Annotated in this window: 21 protein-coding genes and 1 pseudogene; 4 read left to right on the top strand and 18 right to left on the bottom strand. The window is 37.0% G+C overall.

Annotated features, from left to right (window positions below; all coding sequences use genetic code 11):
* Nucleotides 1-48: 48 nt before the first annotated feature.
* The 6 genes from hrcA to gpr form a co-directional block, all read right to left on the bottom strand.
* On the bottom strand, nt 49-1,077 hold the full coding sequence (gene hrcA / locus M3189_RS13850) for a heat-inducible transcriptional repressor HrcA (RefSeq protein ID WP_251634651.1): 1,029 nt from the start codon (nt 1,075-1,077) through the stop codon (nt 49-51).
* Between the two features lie 123 nt (nt 1,078-1,200).
* Entirely contained in the window at nt 1,201-2,343 is a 1,143-nt protein-coding gene (gene hemW, locus M3189_RS13845) for a radical SAM family heme chaperone HemW (RefSeq protein ID WP_251634650.1), read from the bottom strand.
* Nucleotides 2,344-2,421: 78 nt separating this feature from the next.
* Nucleotides 2,422-4,257, bottom strand: a complete 1,836-nt coding sequence (gene lepA, locus M3189_RS13840) for a translation elongation factor 4 (protein ID WP_251634649.1) — start codon at nt 4,255-4,257, stop codon at nt 2,422-2,424.
* Nucleotides 4,258-4,507: 250 nt separating this feature from the next.
* Nucleotides 4,508-4,834, bottom strand: a complete 327-nt coding sequence (locus M3189_RS13835) for a YqxA family protein (RefSeq protein ID WP_251634648.1) — start codon at nt 4,832-4,834, stop codon at nt 4,508-4,510.
* Nucleotides 4,835-4,853: 19 nt separating this feature from the next.
* The gene (locus M3189_RS13830) at nt 4,854-6,038 is read right to left on the bottom strand and encodes a stage II sporulation protein P (protein WP_251634647.1); all 1,185 of its coding nucleotides are present in this window, start codon (nt 6,036-6,038) and stop codon (nt 4,854-4,856) included.
* 95 nt (nt 6,039-6,133) lie between these two features.
* On the bottom strand, nt 6,134-7,258 hold the full coding sequence (gene gpr / locus M3189_RS13825) for a GPR endopeptidase (RefSeq protein WP_251634785.1): 1,125 nt from the start codon (nt 7,256-7,258) through the stop codon (nt 6,134-6,136).
* Nucleotides 7,259-7,480: 222 nt separating this feature from the next.
* Between gpr and rpsT the strand changes: the two genes are divergently transcribed.
* Entirely contained in the window at nt 7,481-7,741 is a 261-nt protein-coding gene (gene rpsT / locus M3189_RS13820; protein ID WP_251634646.1) for a 30S ribosomal protein S20, read from the top strand.
* Between the two features lie 48 nt (nt 7,742-7,789).
* Here the strand turns inward: rpsT and holA are convergent, their stop codons facing one another.
* Entirely contained in the window at nt 7,790-8,806 is a 1,017-nt protein-coding gene (holA, locus tag M3189_RS13815; RefSeq protein WP_251634645.1) for a DNA polymerase III subunit delta, read from the bottom strand.
* Nucleotides 8,807-9,118: 312 nt separating this feature from the next.
* On the opposite strand from holA, the gene M3189_RS13810 reads away from it, so the two are divergent.
* Nucleotides 9,119-9,253 (top strand): YqzM family protein, encoded by a 135-nt coding sequence (locus M3189_RS13810; protein ID WP_251634644.1) that lies wholly within the window; start codon nt 9,119-9,121, stop codon nt 9,251-9,253.
* A gap of 71 nt (nt 9,254-9,324) precedes the next feature.
* Here the strand turns inward: M3189_RS13810 and M3189_RS13805 are convergent, their stop codons facing one another.
* The 3 genes and pseudogenes from M3189_RS13805 to M3189_RS13795 form a co-directional block, all read right to left on the bottom strand.
* Nucleotides 9,325-11,658, bottom strand: coding sequence for a DNA internalization-related competence protein ComEC/Rec2 (locus M3189_RS13805; protein WP_251634643.1), 2,334 nt, complete (start codon nt 11,656-11,658; stop codon nt 9,325-9,327).
* 76 nt (nt 11,659-11,734) lie between these two features.
* Nucleotides 11,735-12,181, bottom strand: a pseudogene (locus tag M3189_RS13800) (ComE operon protein 2); the annotation flags it as partial.
* A 79-nt stretch (nt 12,182-12,260) separates the two neighbouring features.
* Nucleotides 12,261-12,899: a helix-hairpin-helix domain-containing protein gene (locus M3189_RS13795; protein WP_251634641.1), complete on the bottom strand. Its 639-nt coding sequence runs from the start codon at nt 12,897-12,899 to the stop codon at nt 12,261-12,263.
* Between the two features lie 87 nt (nt 12,900-12,986).
* Between M3189_RS13795 and comER the strand changes: the two genes are divergently transcribed.
* Entirely contained in the window at nt 12,987-13,811 is an 825-nt protein-coding gene (gene comER / locus M3189_RS13790; protein ID WP_251634640.1) for a late competence protein ComER, read from the top strand.
* A gap of 60 nt (nt 13,812-13,871) precedes the next feature.
* Here comER and M3189_RS13785 read toward each other — a convergent pair whose 3' ends face one another.
* From M3189_RS13785 to M3189_RS13750, 8 genes are read right to left on the bottom strand one after another with little or no spacing between them, the layout of a single operon-like run.
* Nucleotides 13,872-14,627 (bottom strand): class I SAM-dependent DNA methyltransferase, encoded by a 756-nt coding sequence (locus tag M3189_RS13785; protein ID WP_251634639.1) that lies wholly within the window; start codon nt 14,625-14,627, stop codon nt 13,872-13,874.
* Entirely contained in the window at nt 14,624-14,980 is a 357-nt protein-coding gene (gene rsfS, locus M3189_RS13780; protein WP_251634638.1) for a ribosome silencing factor, read from the bottom strand. The genes M3189_RS13785 and rsfS overlap by 4 nt, the downstream gene beginning before the upstream one ends.
* A complete protein-coding gene (gene yqeK, locus M3189_RS13775; RefSeq protein ID WP_251634637.1) occupies nt 14,980-15,549 on the bottom strand; it encodes a bis(5'-nucleosyl)-tetraphosphatase (symmetrical) YqeK in 570 nt (189 codons plus the stop codon). Before yqeK ends, rsfS begins: the two co-directional genes overlap by 1 nt.
* Nucleotides 15,539-16,108 (bottom strand): nicotinate-nucleotide adenylyltransferase, encoded by a 570-nt coding sequence (locus M3189_RS13770; protein WP_251634636.1) that lies wholly within the window; start codon nt 16,106-16,108, stop codon nt 15,539-15,541. The genes yqeK and M3189_RS13770 overlap by 11 nt, the downstream gene beginning before the upstream one ends.
* A 16-nt stretch (nt 16,109-16,124) precedes the next feature.
* Nucleotides 16,125-16,415 carry a ribosome assembly RNA-binding protein YhbY gene (gene yhbY / locus M3189_RS13765; RefSeq protein WP_251634635.1) on the bottom strand — a complete coding sequence of 97 codons (291 nt, stop codon included), beginning with the start codon at nt 16,413-16,415 and terminating at the stop codon, nt 16,125-16,127.
* Entirely contained in the window at nt 16,409-17,248 is an 840-nt protein-coding gene (gene aroE, locus M3189_RS13760; RefSeq protein ID WP_251634634.1) for a shikimate dehydrogenase, read from the bottom strand. The genes yhbY and aroE overlap by 7 nt, the downstream gene beginning before the upstream one ends.
* A gap of 27 nt (nt 17,249-17,275) precedes the next feature.
* The gene (gene yqeH / locus M3189_RS13755; RefSeq protein ID WP_251634784.1) at nt 17,276-18,358 is read right to left on the bottom strand and encodes a ribosome biogenesis GTPase YqeH; all 1,083 of its coding nucleotides are present in this window, start codon (nt 18,356-18,358) and stop codon (nt 17,276-17,278) included.
* 30 nt (nt 18,359-18,388) lie between these two features.
* Nucleotides 18,389-18,904 (bottom strand): YqeG family HAD IIIA-type phosphatase, encoded by a 516-nt coding sequence (locus tag M3189_RS13750; protein ID WP_251634633.1) that lies wholly within the window; start codon nt 18,902-18,904, stop codon nt 18,389-18,391.
* Nucleotides 18,905-19,305: 401 nt separating this feature from the next.
* Between M3189_RS13750 and M3189_RS13745 the strand changes: the two genes are divergently transcribed.
* Nucleotides 19,306-19,446 (top strand): sporulation histidine kinase inhibitor Sda, encoded by a 141-nt coding sequence (locus M3189_RS13745; protein ID WP_251634632.1) that lies wholly within the window; start codon nt 19,306-19,308, stop codon nt 19,444-19,446.
* Nucleotides 19,447-19,466 lie beyond the last annotated feature (20 nt).

Genomic DNA, 19,466 nt, shown 5'->3' with positions numbered 1-19,466 from the left:
AGGTTGAATTATACAGTAACTCACCCTTACTCAATATTTCCACCCCTATTATTTTTGATACAGGTTTGTTAACACTGAGGTCAAATCCTTACTTAAAAACTGCAGCAAGCTAATAACTCGGGAATATTCCATTCTAGTTGGGCCAAGAATCGCAATGGTTCCCAATTTCTCTGTGCCAACTGAATAGGTTGCGGTTATAAGGCTGCAATTTTCCATAGCGCTATTTTTGTTTTCTCTGCCGATTTTCACGTTAATACCAGCTGAATCATTTTTGATTAAAGGGTAAATCCACTCTTCGTGATCAATCATTTGTAAAAGCTCACGAATTTTACCGATATCATGAAACTCTGGCTGACTTAACATATTTGTCTTTCCGCCAAAAAAGAGCTTTTCATTAGCTGGCATTTTTAGTGAGTCAGCAATGGTATGCATCATTAGATCATAATTACGGATATGCTGCCTTAGTAACATTGCCAATTCCTTGTAGATTTTATCATTTAAATCTTCAAGTGCTACCCCAGTCAAACGTTCATTTAGAATATTGACTGTCTTTTCCAAATCACTTGCATCCACCGTTGGGGGCAAATAAAATGTTCGATTTTCAACATGGCCAGAATCGGTTACAAAGATGGCTACAGCACTTTCTTTGCTTAATGGAATGATTTGAATCCGTTTAAGTTTATTAAAGCTCGCCGCAGGACCTAAAACGATAGAAGTATAATTGGTTAAATCAGATAATATCTTAGCTGATTTTTGAATGATTTTTTCGAACTCAAAAATTCTCTCAGCAAAGATTGATTGAATAATCGTTATATCCTGCTTGTTTAATACTTGAGGCGACAGCAAATGGTCTACATAATACCGATAGCCTTTTTCAGAAGGAACTCGACCAGAAGAAGTGTGCGTTTTTTCAATATAGCCTAGTTCTTCAAGATCAGCCATTTCATTCCGAATAGTCGCCGAACTAAATGATATTTCATCCTTTTTCGACAAACTCCTTGAGCCGACAGGTTGTGCAGACCGAATAAAATCATCAACAATAACCTGAAGAATCAATAATTGACGATCTGTTAACACCTTTCATCACCTCTGTTAGCACTCATTGAAGTCGAGTGCTAATTCTATTAATAAATTATCAAAAATAGGGGGATGGTGTCAATCATTTGGCATAAGAAATTGCAAAAGTACCTAGATAGATGGTTAGTTAGTAACCCCTAAAAATGATTGAAAAACCTCATTTCCTAATAACCGCCCTGTTTTTGTTAAATATATATTATCATCTTTTATTTCTATCCATTTTTTAGAAATTAAATTAGCTATCTCTTTTTCAAATAATTGCAATGGGTCGATTTCATATTTATCAATGAAATGTGATATAGATACTCCATCTGTTTTTCGCAGACCTAAAAACATCTCTTCTTCTATTTGTTCTGCTTTTGAAGTTTGGTGTTCCTGAAAGATGGGGAGATTCCCGTTATCAATTAGTTCCATATATTTTTTTAATGGCCCTGCATTCGAACGTCTCCAGCCATCCACATAGCAGTGAGCACCTGCACCGAACCCATAATAATAATCGTTATTCCAGTATGTTAGGTTATGTTTGCTTTCATAGCCAGGCTTTGAAAAATTACTTATTTCATACTGGTTAAAATTATTCCTTTCCATTTCCTCCATGAGCAGAACATACATAGCTGCTTCCATATCTTCCCCTGGAGTTGGAAGTTTACCTTTTTGCATGAGATTGTAGAAAACAGTCTTCGGTTCAATAATTAACGAATAGGCCGAGTAATGTTGAATATCAAGTGTAAATGCCTCTGATAATGATTCCTTGAAATCATTAATCGTTTGGGTTGGCAGACTAAAGATTAAATCGATGCTGATGTTTTCAAATCCAACAGCCTTTGCATTGTCAACAGTTTGGTAAACATCCTTTGCACGATGGACACGGCCAATTTTCTTTAATAACTCCTCATTAAAGGTTTGAACACCAAGACTGAGCCGGTTTACCCCGGCATCTTTTAATATTTGTAACTTCCCTTTTGTTAAGTCACCTGGATTAGCTTCAAAGGTAAATTCCAGATTGCTGCTCCTCGGTAAGTTCCGGTTGATACTTTCGCAAAATCTATCAAGCTGTTTCTCGTTTAAAGATGTGGGAGTCCCGCCACCTACAAATATGGTTTCCAACCCATTCGTTGGGTATTTTTGTAACGTTAAAATCATTTCCTGCTCAAGTGCCAGCAAATATTCATCCACGGGCTGCCCTTTTAGAAAAACTTTATTAAAATCACAATAATGGCAAATATGCTCACAAAAGGGGATATGGAGATATGCAGCTTTAATCATACTTTCACCTCTTATATAAATAAAAGAGGCTGGATTTCGCCTATTTAATAGACAATTCCAAACCTCCCGTTTTTGTTTTTATTTTTTTGTATTGTTATCATCCATTTTTAGGACAGCCATGAAGGCTTCTTGTGGGACCTCGACAGATCCAACCTGCTTCATCCGTTTTTTACCTTCTTTTTGTTTCTCAAGCAGCTTTCGTTTACGAGAAATATCTCCCCCATAACATTTAGCCAATACGTTTTTACCCATGGATTTAATGGTTGAACGAGCAACAATTTTTTGACCAATAGCGGCTTGGACAGGAACTTCGAATTGCTGCCTAGGGATTAATTCCTTTAGCTTCTCAACAATGACTTTGCCACGTTCGTAGGCAAAATCTTTATGAACGATAAAGCTTAAGGCATCAACCTTTTCAGCGTTTAACAATATATCCATCTTAACCAAGCTAGAAGGTTTGTAGCCAATTAATTCATAATCAAATGATGCATAGCCTCGGGTGCTAGATTTAAGTTGATCAAAGAAATCATAAACAATTTCTGCTAACGGAATTTCATAGATGATGTTTACACGGTTTTCACCTTGGTATTGCATATTAATAAAAATACCACGCTTTTGCTGACACAGCTCCATTATCGCACCGACATATTCATTTGGAGCCATCATGGTGGCTTTTACGTAAGGCTCTTCAACATGGTCAATTTTCTGTGGATCCGGAAGATTTGAAGGGTTATCCACTTTTATTTGAGTGCCATTTGTCATGTGTACATCATAGATAACACTTGGAGCTGTTGTAATCAAATCAATTTTGAATTCACGCTCAATCCGCTCTTGAATGATCTCCATATGAAGAAGACCTAAGAACCCACAACGGAAACCAAAGCCTAGGGCTTGAGAAGTTTCCGGCTCAAATTGAAGCGCAGAATCATTCAACTGCAGCTTCTCTAATGCTTCACGTAAATCATTAAATTTTGCAGTATCGATTGGATACAAACCACAATACACCATTGGATTTAATTTACGGTAACCTGGAAGGGGTTCTGTTGAACCATTTTTTGCATTTGTAATGGTATCCCCAACCCTTGTATCCCCAACATTTTTAATTGAAGCTGAAAGGAATCCAACGTCCCCAACGGTTAGCTCATCGACCAGCGTCGATTTTGGTGTAAATACACCTACTTCATTTACTTCAAATTCAGCACCGGTTGCCATCATTTTAATTTTATCTCCTACTTTGACGCTGCCTTCAACAACTCGGATGTAGGCCACTACACCACGATAAGCATCATAAAGAGAATCAAAAATTAGTGCTTTTAATGGAGCATCAGGGTCACCAGTTGGAGCAGGGACAGTTTTTACCACCTGTTCGAGGATATCCTCAATCCCTATTCCCGCTTTGGCAGACGCTAAAACCGCTTCAGAGGCATCAAGTCCAATAACTTCTTCAATTTCATTACGGACTCTTTCAGGCTCAGCACTTGGTAAGTCAATTTTATTAATAACCGGTATAATTTCAAGGTTATTATCCAATGCAAGATAAACGTTCGCCAAGGTTTGTGCTTCAATCCCCTGTGCGGCGTCAACGACTAAAACAGCACCTTCACAAGCAGCAAGACTTCGAGAAACCTCATAGGTAAAATCGACGTGCCCAGGTGTATCAATCAGATGGAAAGTATACTCTTCACCATCTTTTGCTTTGTATTTTAATTGGACAGCATTTAACTTTATCGTAATCCCGCGTTCTCTTTCTAAATCCATTGAATCTAAAAGTTGAGCCTTCATTTCACGGGAAGTTAATGCATTCGTTCTTTCAAGTATTCGGTCTGCTAATGTTGATTTCCCATGGTCAATATGGGCTATAATCGAAAAATTTCTTATATTTGATTGTCTTTTGAGCTTTTCTTCTCTGTTCATGTATTTCACTCCTACTATAACTCGCACAATTACACTATTTTTGATTATATCAGTACGGGAAATAAGATTCAATTAAAACTGAAAAGCGGAAGTGCCTTGCCAGGGGCGACAGGCATAAGACGAGCGCTGACAGAAGGCGCTCTTTGCCTTCCGAAGCGATTGGCTTATGACCCCGAGCCCCTAGGCACTGAAGCTAGACAAAAATCACACAAAAAAAGCGGCATCCAAGAGAAGGATCCGCTAGGAATGTTTATTCGGTTATTAGACTAATCAGTTTTTCCGAAGCAGTGGAGACACCTTGAGAAATCTTCTTTCCCATCGAGGAAAATAGATTAAAGGCACTTATTTCCTCAAGTTTTTTTTTCTTTTCATCAATATCATGACTTGATATTTCATTTCCCAAAAAAGTAGCTTTTACATGCTCGCCATTGTCATTAATGCCAACAGCGTTTTGAAAATTCGGGTCATCGTAGCCCTTCATTTTATGAATGCCGTCGTTCGCCAGCTGCATCCCAGCTAAAACCGATATAAACATAATGGCTATTATACAGAAAAATTTCAGCATGAACATTTTCATATGACATGCTCCTTTACCTCTATTGTTTATCAGTGGATGGTTCACCATTTACTTTTTCAGCCTGCCAGAAGTATTCACTAAAAACATCAGCAAGTGCGTCAGCGGAACGATTTAATTCCTCGAAAGTATTATCCACTCCGCCAAATTCCACTAAAATTACATTCTCAGACAAGTTTTGATTATAGACACCATTTTGCCCCGCACCCTGGTTCATGTGAATTCCCCAGCTCAATCCTTTATATTTCTTTTCAAGCAGATTATGCAGGTCACTTGCTAACTTTTCATTTTTTTCATGATTTGGATTTTTCCCGCCAATAACAAAAGCCAACTGTGCATATGCCTTGCCATCTATCATAACCGTCGTCTTATCTTTGCGGCGTGCATCTCTATGGATATCGATAAAATATTCCAATTCACGGTTTGCGGCCATTGCCGTCTGGACTAATTCACCAGATTTCTGGTAAGTACCAGCCATTTTTACGGTTCCCATAATATCAGATTTATCAATTGAAGTTCCAATACCTCTAGCCTCTAAGCTTTCTTTTAACTGATCGCCAATCTTGGTGACATTTAATTGTGAATGATAGGCAAGATTCGGATCGGTCACCCCTTGTAAATAAGGAAGATAGGACTCACGGTTATGAGTAAAGTAAAGATGAACCACCTTTTTATCACCTGTTGTAAGTGAAGGATTCGACGGTATATCACCCTCGTTTCCTTTGTCGATACCTTCAATATTTTGCAGTGATGCTTCTCGTTCTGCTTTCATTATTTCTAATGGGGGTGAGGATTCAAATGGCATGTTCGTATAATTTGAACCTTGCCCAGCAACAAGTATTTTTCCATCAAACTGTTCAAAGCCCGGAAGCTCTCTACCTAAAAGGCTCCTTGGGTCATTTAAATTAATATTGCTTGAAAGCTTGAAAATTAAATTAGTCAGTTTGGGACTTGAAGTTAAATTTTCTTCAATAGATAAGAAATGGTGATTTTCCCATGCCATAAGTTGATATAGCATTTTCCCATTTACTTGATTTGCTGCTGTATTAACAGAATTAGACATCGGTCTAAATTGGGGCTTTAATGATGTTAACAACCCACTGATGGAAAACACCAAGAGCATAAACAGCAAGATAAAAGAGGTTACTTTTATTAGATTCGTCCCTTGCACCGTCAAAAACAATCCAGAATTTCTAGTAGATTTCATGGTTCCACCTCTCAATTTAATTCTAGTAAATACTTATGACATTACTAGAATTGCTAGAACCATTTTTCGCAGGTTGTGAGGTGGTCACATAAACATTATCTCGTATAGAAGCCTGCATTTCCCTGATCAACATTACTGTGAAGCGATGCATTCAATCCGCTCGCAATCAGGTTAGCCATATCTTCAATAAACACATCCACTTCCTTAGGGGTAACCATTAGATTATGTCCTAAAGGGGAAAGTACCTCATAGATTAATTTACGTTTTTCTTCTTCTTCTAAAGTTCCAATCATCCCAAGAAAAGTCTGACGATGCTTTTCTTCTGGAAGATCATCATCGGTAAGTTTTTTTCGTTTCCCAAAAGTCATTCCTGCTGGTGCGAGGGCTCTTGAAGGACGATTTCCTTCTTTAAGCTCCTTACCAAAATGCTTTAGAATATAATCAATCGTGTCACTTGTAATCGAAACAGCATCAACAACAGTCGGAACACCAATTGCAATAACCGGAACTCCTAATGTTTCTTTACTTAATTCTTTTCTTTTATTTCCTACACCCGATCCTGGGTGAATGCCTGTATCCGAAACTTGGATGGTAGAATTCACCCTATCAATTGATCTAGCTGCTAATGCGTCAATTGCTATGACAAAATCCGGTTTGGTTTTTTCGACTACTCCAAAGATAATATCGCTCGTCTCAATCCCTGTTAATCCCATTACCCCTGGAACGAGGGAGCTGACTGGACGATATCCTTCTTCAACATTCTCTGGCTGTAATTGAAACAAGTGCCTGGTGATTAATAGGTTTTCACAGACCATTGGACCAAGTGCATCAGGTGTAACATTCCAATTCCCTAGCCCCACTACGAGACAGGAGGCATCTTTCTTAATCCCTGTGCCTTCTAGAAAGTGAGCAAATTCTTTGGCAAAAATTTCTTCTACCTTTTGTTGTAAAGGGGTGTCCTGCTGCCTAATTCCTTGTACTTCAAGCGTTAAATAGCGGCCTGCTTTTTTACCCAGCTGTTGCGCACCTGCATCCGTGATCTCTACTAAGGAGATTTTTATATCATCAATATCTTTTTCTTTAATAATGACTCCTTCAATTTGCGAGAGGTTCTCTCCCTGTTGAACTGAGCCTTCCCTATCAGCAATGACCATTTCTCTCGCTTCAATTGCTAAATCCGTGCGAATTGAATACTGGCTTAAGTCGATATTGGTATCCATGTTCTCCTGCATTATGTCTCGCTCCCATCCAATTTCTAATTAGAAACTATTCCCTATTTTTACCCCTTTTCCGCTAAAACATTCAGGTTATTCTTATATGTAGATAATTCTAGTATTGCAAAATAGGGTTTGGTTTGATAAAATATCTCTTGTTCTGATTAATTGTGAATGAATGTAAAGTCGAGTTCATATAGTCTCGATTCTTTGTAGGAGGTGAAAGTAATGCCTAACATTAAATCTGCTATTAAGCGTGTGAAAACAAACGAAGCTCGTAATGCTCAAAATACAACTGCTAAATCTGCAATGCGTACTGCTGTTAAGAAAGTAGAATCTGCCTTAACACTTAACGATGCTCCTGCAGCGAAAGAAGCATTCTCTACTGCTGCTAGTAAACTAGACAAGGCTGCTGCTAAAGGACTTATCCATAAAAATGCTGCTGCCCGTAAAAAATCACGTCTTGCTAAAAAAGCAAACACTCTATAATAAGAGAGCATAAAAAAACGATTCCTGAATGGGATCGTTTTTTTATGTTTACCTTTTTATTTTGAACAATAACATCTCAATTAGTAATGATTTATTCATGCCGCCCGTTTTCATCTGAAGGTCAGCATTCGCCAGCATGCTCATAAGGTTAGTCAATTCTTCATCCGTAAATTGATTAGCTTGTCCAGCAGCTAACTTTACCCGGAAGGGATGAGTCTTCAAATAACCGGCCATTTGCTGTTGTCCATAGCCTCTCCTTGAAAGCTCCTTTACCTGATAAATAAGCCTAAATTGGCCCGCAAGCAAGGCTAATATCTTAATCGGTTCCTCATTTTGCTTTAATAAGTCGTAATAAATTCTAAGTGCATCTTCGGGTCTTCTTTGTACTACCTTCTCAATTAACGTAAAGATATTTTGCTCAAGTGATCGCGACACTAATGTTTCTACCATAGAAGCATTAATTTGTTTTTTATCTGCAGCATATAACGCTAATTTATCAACTTCACTTGTAATCATAAACATATTTGTACCCACTAGTGTGATTAGGAGTTCAAGTGCATCTGGGTCGAAAACAATTCCATTTATTTTTGCTCTTTCTTTCACCCAATTTTTCAATTCATACTCATTTAATTTCTTTGCTTCTACTGTAACAGCTGTTCTTTTTAGCTCTTTGGTGATTTTTTTCCGTTCATCGAGCTTTTCATATGGCGCTGAAATAACTAAGACGGTATAGGGGGCAGGTTCTTTTAAATACAACTCAAGCCTCGCTAAATTATGTTCCATCTTATCTTTTGTCTTTTCAGCTGTTAAAAACTTTGGATTATGTAAAAAGATGACTTTTTTCTCACCTAAAAAAGGAAAGGTTTCTGCGTCTTCTAAGGCTGTTTCAATAGGTGTTTCCTCTAAATCATACGCAGTGAAATTAAAATCCTTATCCTCTTCATCTAACACCTGATTAAGCAGCAATTGCTTCGTTTCATTGATTAAAAAGGCCTCTGTACCATATAATAAATAAATGGGAGCAATTTCCCGTTGTTTAATTTGTTTCCAAATATCTAATACCATTTTCCAAGCTCCCCTTCGATTCACTTTCCATTATCTATCGTAATGAAGCTTGGACATTTTGACAAGTGTTAAAAGGGAATTGACGGCTTTCTTAGAAAGCGCCAATTCCCGATCTATAATGAACGCCTGCAATTAAAGCCCTAGGATCTTTAATTGCTTGGCGGAGTTCCTTGTGTAAATTTAGTGTCACCTTTTTGCTTTAAAGTATTTGTGTCAACTCTTGTCAATCGAGGAAGTAGATATGCGAAAGCATGCTGGATTTTTTAAGTGAAAAAGCTTATACTATAATGTGAAATAGGAGGGGTATATTTTATGAATGAATTTGAAAAGAATGTGCAAACTAAACGCAACGACGCAATTGATTCTGGAATAGGTTTTGTTGTTTCTTTTGGTGTTTTTGCTGCAATGTTTATTATTGCAACAGTGATTAAAGTTGTCGGATCGTAATCTTAATGCACTGCTACATATTAATTCTTGGAGACTGTATCCTTGCAGTCTCTTTTTTGTTTTCTGATAGGTTATTGCTTTATATTATGTAAAACGTAAGAAAAGGTTCCACTCTCCAGAAAAAACCTGTAGGTGATTGCACCATGTTCATCTGTCCTGTATACAGTTGCAGTCTTGAGTTGTTCTAACACCTCGTTATGCGGATGACCATAACGATTATGCTCACCTACTGAAATCAATGCGATAGCAGGTTTTATTTTATTTATAAACTGCTCGCTTGTTGATGTTTTACTTCCATGGTGTCCTGCCTTAAGCACATCTATATGCAGATTGGGATATTTTTTAATAATTCTTTCCTCTCCCTCTTTATCTAAATCACCTCCAAAAAACCAATTAAGTCCGCCTATGTTTGCCATTATTGCTATCGAACCGCTATTGGGCTCACCTTGAAAATTCTTCTCAGGACTTAAAACATAAAATGAGCTTTTTCCATTTTTCCACTGACTCCCTTCAGCAACCTTGACCACCTGAATTCCATTCCTATTTGCCTCCTGAATAATCTTTAATTCAGACTCTGAAGGTTCTGCAACAGCGGGCATAATAATTTGTTTTACCTCAATATCTTTCAAAACTGCGAGAGTTCCCCCCGTATGATCAGTATCACCATGTGTAAGAATTAATTTATCTAATTTTGTAATCCCCTTTCCTTTCAAAAAAGGGACAACAACATCTCTCCCGACCTCAAATGGTTTTGCTGCCTTTTTCCATTCATCCTCTTCGAATTGAACGGTCCCTCCCGTATCAATTAAATAGGTACCCTTTCCGAATGGGTAATGGATTAAAATACTATCTCCCTGCCCCACATCAATCATTGTGACTTCTCCAAATGGATTTGCCCAATTCCAAATGGTCTGGAAAGTAATTAAAGTGAACGTTAAAAAAATGAGCTGACGTTTCCTCTTTTGCTGTAAACCCGCTTCCCATAGTAGAAAAATGGCGAGGATAATGACCATATAAATGATAAAGAGAACCAAATTTGGCCTTCCAGTTACAAGCTGGAAAAAAGATAGCTCTGCAAGACTTTCAATAAGGCCATTGGCTAAAGTAATAATTTTCATAAATAAGTTAATAAGAAATGATGGAGTATCGCCAAATATAATCTGAATTAGATACAAGATATATAAACCAGGGAGAAATACAAACGAGAAGAGAGGAATATAGAGAAGGTTAGCAACAATACTTATAAAAGAAATTTCGAAAAAATGATACAGTAATATTGGCAAGGCTGCGAGTTGAGCAATAATGGAGGTAACCACCATTGCTGAAATACTATCTTGATACCGAGGAAAGATCCTGGTGACAGATAAAATAATTGCGTAGCTTACTGAAAACGATAATTGAAAGCCCGCATCTAAAATAATCAATGGAGAAAAAAACACATAGATCATTAGGGTAAGGCTAATCGCATCGATTGGGGATAATTTTATTTGTTTTTTCCATCGCAGAACAAATAAAACAAGAAAGAGCATTAATACCGCCCGAATAACAGAAGGCGAAGCACCTGTTAAAATCGCATATATCGGCAACAGGATGAGAAGAAAATTCATCATAAACTGCCTAGTCAAGCCGATTCTTATTCCAAAATAAAAGACCATTCCGATTAATAAGGAAACATGAAGCCCAGATATTGCTAGTAAATGAACAATTCCCGTTTTTTGATAATTTATCAGCACCTCAGGATCAAACATACTTCTATCACCAAATATTAAAGCAGCTGACAAGGAGGCAATTTCTGCAGGGAAGTGTTTTTCGAGATAATTAATGCCAATAAAACGAAGTTCTTTAATCAATGTTAATGGAGTTGATTTAACTTCAGCACATGTAGTGAGAGGGTTATTTTGTAATTCAACTATTCTATATATCTGTTTTGAAGCTAAATATTTCCGGTAGTTAAAGGCATTTGGATTTTTGGCAATAGAAGCTTCTGTTAATACTCCTGTTACATGACATAAACGTCCGTAGAAATTTGTCTCTTTTAGAGACTCTTTCTCTGCCTCCGTTTTAATTTTATATCGAATTAAGAGCCTTTCTTTGTTTTTTATATCAAATGCGATAACCTGGAGCAAATCACCATCAATTTTGGTGTTTTCTGTATATTTCAGATAAAAGGTTGTTAGTGACTCGTGCAGCCTAGTTTTATTATTGGTAATTGTATGTTGACCAGTGAGGAAAAAAGTAATAAAGAGGCAGATGACGATAAACACTTGTTGTTTAGAGTATTTCTTAAACGTATAGAGGAGATAAAAATAAAAGATGGAACAAAGTAAGAGAGGCAGAAACTTAATTAGAGAGGTTAAAACACCCAATATGGCTGCAATTGCAAAAAAAAAGCATTTATTATTCATTATTTTCTCCAATTTGTTGGTAGTATTTTAACGCCGGATACCCGGCGTTATTAATTGGGGATTATTGACTTATCTTACGAAAATCAATCACTGATTCCTTTAATTCTACCTTTTCAGTTTTTACATTTGCTTGTTGGAATAACTCCACCGCATGAGGATGATTCTTATAATCCTCCGCATAATAGACAGTTTTAATCCCTGCTTGAATAATTGCTTTACAACACTGCAGGCATGGAAAATGAGTAACATAAATTTCTGCTTCAGCAGTGGGGACACCAAACTTGGCACATTGCAGGAGGGCATTCATTTCGGCATGTATCGTCCTTACGCAATGATTATCGATGACATAACAGCCCTTATCAATACAGTGGTCTCCACCAGCAATTGAACCGTTGTAACCACCGGCAATAATTCTCTTATCTCTAACAATTGTTGCGCCTACTGTCAACCTTGTACAGGTACTTCTTAATGCCAGCAAATGACTTTGAGCCATAAAATATTGATCCCACGAAATACGTTCCACTTTCTCCAACTCCTCCAAAATTCGATATATTTCTCTCTTAAGTGTAATATCTCAGACTTTAAATGGTCAATGAGTTTTCTTATTGAACGGTAATTAGATCCTTTAGCTTCTCAAATGTTTTATCACCAATCCCGCTAATATTTTTCAAATCTTCGACAGTCTTAAAGAGTCCACTTGTTTCCCTGTATTCCGTTATTGCAGCTGCTTTTGCAGAACCAATTCCTGGAAGGTTTTGCAGCTGTGTTTCATCCGCTTTATTTATATTGATTTTTGCTTGATTACTTGAAGTGCCGCCAGTGTTTAAGGGATTAACCGTTGTTCCTCCAGCAGGTACGGTTATTCCTTCCTCACCCTTTGCCGGGATATAAATAACCATCGCATCCTGAACATGCTCAGCGAAATTCACCATGCTTTCATCGGCGTTTTCAGTTAACCCGCCAGCACGTTGGATAACGTCTATTACCCTTTCACCCTGACTTGATGAATATACACCTGGCATGGTAACCTGCCCCTTAACATCCACCATAATAATTTCAGGTTTCTGAATTTCTTCTTGTTCTTGTGGAGTATCCTTCTCTTCCTTTAATTCTTGCGGGACAATATTTTCTACATCACTTACAGAAGAGTTTCTTTCTTCAAAGAAATAAAAAATGGCCGCAAAAGCGATTATGGCGGTAATAATCACATAAACCTTATGCTCATACATCCAGTCCTTCATAAGTAATCAATCCTTTCAATTGGTATATTTCACTTTCATATTTCATATTGTTATTAGAGAATCTGCATGCGAAGGAGGGTCGGAATAATGAAAATTGGTATCATTGGTACCGGTAATATGGGGACTATTTTGGTTGAGGCTTTAATCGATGGAAAAGCAGTTTCCCCTTCTTCAATGGTTATTACAAATAGAACAAAAACAAAAGCGAAGCTGCTTAAAGATAAATATAAGGGAATAAGGGTTGGGGAAAATGCAGCTGAAGTGGCATCTCAATCCGATTTAGTGTTTATTTGTGTTAAACCCTTAGATGTCTATACCATTATTAATGAAATTAACCCACATTTAAATAATAGAAAATGTGTTATTTCCATCACAAGTCCCATCGATACAAGTCAACTAGAAGCAAAGACAGCTTGTTCAGTAATCAGGGTTATTCCGAGCATTACGAACCGTGCATTAGCGGGAGTTTCACTGATAACATACGGTGAACATTGCAGTGATACTTGGAAAACCAAAGTGGAAGGTATGTTTTCACAGATTTCAATTCCAGTAAGGATTGAAGAGGATATTACAAGAGTGGCTTCTGATATTGTCAGCTGCGGTCCTGCCTTTTTCAGTTATCTATTACAGCGTTTTATCCTTGCTGCTGTAAAAGAAACGAATATTGACCAAGAAAGAGCAACTGTAATGGCGAGTGAAATGATTGTCGGCTTGGGAGAGTTATTAAAACAAGGACATTATACATTACCTTCGTTACAAGAAAAAGTTTGTGTTAAAGGTGGTATTACTGGTGAGGGCATTAAGGTGATGGAAGAAGAGCTCGGAGATCTTTTTGAACATATTTTCCAAGCTACACATTCAAAGTTTAATGAAGACGTAGATAAAGTTAACTTGCAGTTCTATAAGCATTAATTCGCCAAGTTTAGTCAAATTCCTTTATTTATTTTAAAATATTTTAAAAAGCCATCAAATTTAAAATGATGGCTTTTTTCTTGCAATGAAAAATATTCTCTCTGATTGTTCCTTTGGTTCATCATCCTTAAAATCTGCACAAATCTCGAGGATTTCAAAGCCTGCATCATTTAACCATTCAGAATACTGTTGAACAGGGTATGTTCTTTGGTAGTGAATTTCATCAAAACGGTCATATTTACCAGACTGTTCATCTAAAACGAAAAAACTCAGTTCATGTTCCACACTATTTGGTAATTCACCGGAAAAACTATTCCAGATATAGGATAGATGATCATCTGCTAACGTAAAGGTTTGATTAATAAAACGTTCAGAAATTTTATAAGTAGAATGGACATCAAAGAAGAATATGCCGCTATCTGTTAGATGATTATAGGCACTCGTAAAAGTATGTATCACGTCTTCATCAGATTTCAAGTAATTTAAAGAATCACAAAAAACCCCAATAACATCAAACTCTCCGTGTCCTTCTAAATGGGCCATATCTTGCTCAAAAAAAGGAATAGCCAATCCCTCTTCCTGTGTTTTTGCCTGTGCAACACTTAACATATCAGCAGATAAATCTACACCAGTAACGGAAAAGCCCTCCTTAGCAAAACGAAGTGAGAGCTCTCCGGTACCACATGCCAAATCAAGTAAATGTTTACCATTCACTTGATATTTACTCAACTTTTCTGTTACAAATCTAACCCATTCATCATATGGAGCATCTTGCATGAGCTCGTCATATAAATAGGCAAATTGCTCATAACTCATGTTGTCAGCTCGCTACGAATATCCTCTAATGGTGCATCGCCCCATAAGCGTTCTAATTTGTAGTAGCTTCTTTCATCACGATGGAATACATGCGCAACCACATCACCAAGGTCAATTAAGATCCATGTGGCTTCATCAAAGCCTTCCATTCTTCTGACATTATATCCATTCTCTTCTGCTTTTTCTTTAATTTCTCTTGCAATCGCCTGTACTTGTTTGTCAGAGTTTCCGTGACAAATAATAAAATAATCGGCAATTAAGGAAATCCCCTGCATATTGAGTGCTAAAATATCTTCAGCTCTTTTATCATCTGCAGCCTTTACTGCAATTTTTAATAACTCTTGATTAGTCATTAATCAATCCTCCGATTCATTACGAGATCATTATATGTTTGAAAGCTATCCGGATAAACCGGTTGATTCTTTTTCATTAAGAATAGTATTGTATTTTTAACGGCTTGTATTAAGGCAGTGTCCAAATTTTCCTTGGCTAAATCTCTAACCTCATCTACCCCTGGAAAATGGCGGCCTGGTTCAATATAATCTGCTAAATAAATTACTTTTTCCAGCAGAGTCATTCCTGGCCTTCCTGATGTATGGTAGCGAATCGCATCTAGTACTTCCTTATCCTTTATCCCAGCTTCTTTTTCAACTAAGTAAGACCCTGCTGGAGCATGCCACAACTCAGCATGGTAATGAAGTAAATCTTGAGGGAATTTTTGCGATACAATAATTTGTTTCATTTCATCCTTAGGTCGAAATTTCGCATAGTCATGAAAGATTGCAGCCAGTTCTGCCTTTTTTTCATCAGCACCATATTGTTTCGCTAAAGCAATAGCCGTTTCCATGACTCCTAGGGTATGTTGATATCTGTGGTCAGTTAGCTGTTCTTTAACAATCTTTAATGCCACTTCACGTTCCATATAAATGATTCTCCCTAATAAAATCAATAACACTGTCCGGTAATAAATAGCGAACCGTCATGCCTTGTGATACTCTCTCTCTAATCATACTTGAAGAAACATCAAACGCAGGTACATCCACATAAGTGATTGGATAATCTGTTTGTAAACTGTACTGAGGTCTTTCAACACCAACAAATTGAACTAGTTCGATCAATTCATCAATTTTATGCCAGTTGGGAAGGTATTCTATCATATCTGCACCAATAATAAAATAAAATTGATGATGTGGATATTGTTCATTTAATATCCTCATGGTTTCAACAGTAAAAGATGGCCCCGTTCTCTCTAGCTCACCTTTTTCAATTTTAAATGCTTTATTCCCTTTAATTGAGAGTTCAAGCATTTGCAGACGTTCTTGATTTTCAACTGATTCCGATTTTTTCTTATGAGGAGGCTCTTGGTTTGGCATAAACCATACTTCATCAAGATTAAGCTTGGAGAGTACCTCATTAGCGATTAACAAGTGTCCATAATGAGGCGGGTCAAATGTCCCCCCCAATATCCCAACCTTCGGCATGATGAAACCTCCTTTACTATGGAAGTGTTATTTGTTTCTTTTCCACTGATTCTTTATATAAGACAATGGTATTGCCAATAATTTGGACAATGTCTGCCCCTGTCCCCTCAGCAAGCTGCTGGGCAACAACATTTTTATCTTCTTCACAATTTTGCAAAACACTTATCTTAAAAAGTTCTCTTGCCTCTAGTGTATCCGCGACTTGCTTTACCATATTTTCATTTACCCCGCCTTTTCCTACCTGAAAAATTGGATCCAAATGATGGGCTTTTGATCGTAGATATCTTTTTTGTTTTCCTGTTAACATTTCACGCCTCCAAGCTGTTGTAAAACATTTTCTCTCATTCTGTTTACATCTGGGAATATTCCTGTCCATTTCTCAAAAGCAAGCGCTCCCTGATAAACAAACATTTCAACTCCATTTTGAATAGTTGCTCCCTTTTGTCTTGCTTCCATTAAGAATTGCGTCTCTAACGGGTTGTAAATAATATCACAAACAAGGGATTGGGACTTTAAATTCTCAAGGCTTATTGGCAGCTCTGAAATTTTCGGGTACATCCCTATCATCGTTGTCTGAATCACCACATCATATTCATTCAATTGAAGTTCTGCCTCCTCTAACGATAAGGCTTTAGAGTTTGATTCATATGGACATGATGCAATAAGCTCATGGGCTTTAAGGACAGTTCGATTCGCAATATCAATTGCCAAAGGCTTCATTTTCGCCATTGTAAAATAAATCGCTCTTGCTGCTCCCCCAGCACCAATCACTAATACTTTCTTGTCAGAAAAGGATGAAATATACGGATTTAACCCCTTAATAAAGCCATATCCATCTGTATTATAGCCGACAAATTTCCCGTTTTCATTTACAACCGTGTTGACTGCCCCAATACTTAAAGCCAATTCATCAATCTCATCTAAGAAAGGAATGATTGTGCTTTTATGAGGTATCGTTATATTAAAGCCGGATATACCAATCGCCTTTAATCCCTTAACCACTGTTTCTAATTCATCTCTCCTTACATGAAAAGGATGATAATGAGCATCGATTTCATATAACGACAAAATATCATTAAGCATAATTGGTGACATCGAGTGGCCAATTGGATCTCCCAAAACCGCAAAAAGTTTCTTCACCTGTATCTCCCCCACTTACTAGTCTTTTTAGATTAAAGATTTACGGGTTAAGGTTTGTACACCCTTAGGCACGTATGCTGCTATCTTTATTCCCGGTTCATTTATGGTTATCCACCCAAGTCCAGAAAAGACTACATCTGTTTTGGCATCCTTAATCATGAATTCTTGTTTCACTAACTCAGGAAATGTTCCTAATTCATCTTTTCGAGGGGGAGCCAGCATTTCTCCAAGATGATTTTCATACAACTCATCTGCATTATCTGTTTTTGTCCGATGTATATTGATTTCATTTGCGACATGGCAGACAAATGAGTTTCTGCCTCCGCTTATATAATCAAATCTTGCTAATCCCCCAAAAAACAATGTTTGACCTTCATTCAATTGAAACACCTTAGGCTTTATTTCCTTTTTCGGTGTTATCACTTTTAAATCCTTTTTATCTACAAAGTGTGCCATTTGATGATGATTGATAATTCCAGGCGTATCGATCAGGGCTTTACCATCCTCAAGTGGTATTTTGATGATATCTAAAGTAGTTCCAGGGAAATGTGAGGTCGTGATAATGTCTCCTTCTCCCGTAACTTCTTTAATGATTCTATTAATAAAGGTAGATTTCCCTACATTTGTGCATCCTACGACATAAACATCTTTTCCATTTCTCATTTCATCTATGGCAGCGGCTGTTTCTTTAATGTACTTTCCTTTTTCTGCACTGACTAAGAATACCTCTTCAGGTCTTAACCCAAGCTCTTTTGACTCATGTTTCATCCAATTAATCAATTTGTTATGTTTCACTGATTTCGGCAATAAATCTACCTTATTGCCCACAAGTAGAATTTTGTTATTTCCTACAAATCGGTGTAATCCTGGCAGCCAGCTTCCATTAAAATCAAAAATATCCACAATCATAACAATCAGGGCATCCGTCTGGCCAATGCCATTCAAAATTTTCAAGAAGTCATCATCGGTTAAACTGACATCCTGAACTTCGTTATAGTGCTTTAGGCGAAAACACCGCTGACAAATGATACTCTCTTTCTCGATTGCTGATGCCGGTGCATAGCCTAATTCCTCTGGATCTTCAGTCTGAACCTTGACCCCGCACCCCATACATAAATATTGTTCTTGTTCACTCACACTTTAGTCCTCCCATTGAATCATCCCTTTTCTTCTGAACCAATTCAAAATTCTTCGTTCAGTAAAACGGTTAAATTTAGTAAAAAAACCATCTGTCTGTGCAACAGGGACAACTAGAATCGTATGAAATCCGCTTCGATTTCCACCTAAAACATCCGTTAATAATTGATCCCCAATAACAACAGCTTCTTCCTTCTTGATTCCCATTTGGGAAAGTGCCTTATTAAATGCACGCACCATTGGTTTACGGGCTCGAAAAATAAATGGAATTTGTAACGGATCAGAGAATTCCTTTACCCGCAATTCATTATTATTAGAAACAATTGTAACAAGTATATTGTTCTTTTTTATTTGTTCAAACCATTTAACAAGTTCAGGCGTGGCACTTGGACGATCCCATTCCACAAGCGTATTATCCAAATCAGTTATAATTCCCTTAACCCCTCTTTTTTTCAAGTCTTCAGGGTGAATATCTAATATGCTTTTTACATGTTCATCAGGCAAAAAATTCTTTAACACTCAGCTTACACCTCATTAATTCATCTGTTTATCTGTACCATCATAACCAATTTTAACCTTAGTATCAAAATAAAACTATTATAGCTGTATGGGTTTATTATTTGTCAAACTCAAAGATTTTTGCTGTAAATACAAAATAAAAAAATATTTTTCGACAAAAGTCACGTTTTTGCACATCTGTGGATAAAGTTATTAACATTATACCCATTGTTTTAGTCCCTTTTTTATCCTTTATAAACAAATTAATCACAAGTTATCCACTGTTAATTGTGAATAATTGGAAAGGTTGTCCAATTCAACTTAATTTGGTAGATTTATGGTACACCAATTGAACCTACCATTTTATGCTTCTTTCCTTTCTTTTAGTACTATTTATTTTTTTATATGGAGGTGCTTCTGGCTTGCGTAAACTGTCAGATGAGTTATTAATTGAATCTTATTATAAAGCAAGAGAATTAAATCTAAGTCCCGAGTTTATTCATCTTATCGAAACAGAAATTCATCGTCGATCACTCTTCAATAAACTGAAGATTTCATCTTAATAGTTTACTTATGACCCTAG

This window comes from Neobacillus niacini (assembly GCF_023715415.1).
GTDB classification, from domain to species: domain Bacteria; phylum Bacillota; class Bacilli; order Bacillales; family Cytobacillaceae; genus Neobacillus; species Neobacillus niacini_C.
Note: the sequence above shows the minus strand (reverse complement) of the source record. Positions and strands in the feature narration are given on the sequence as shown.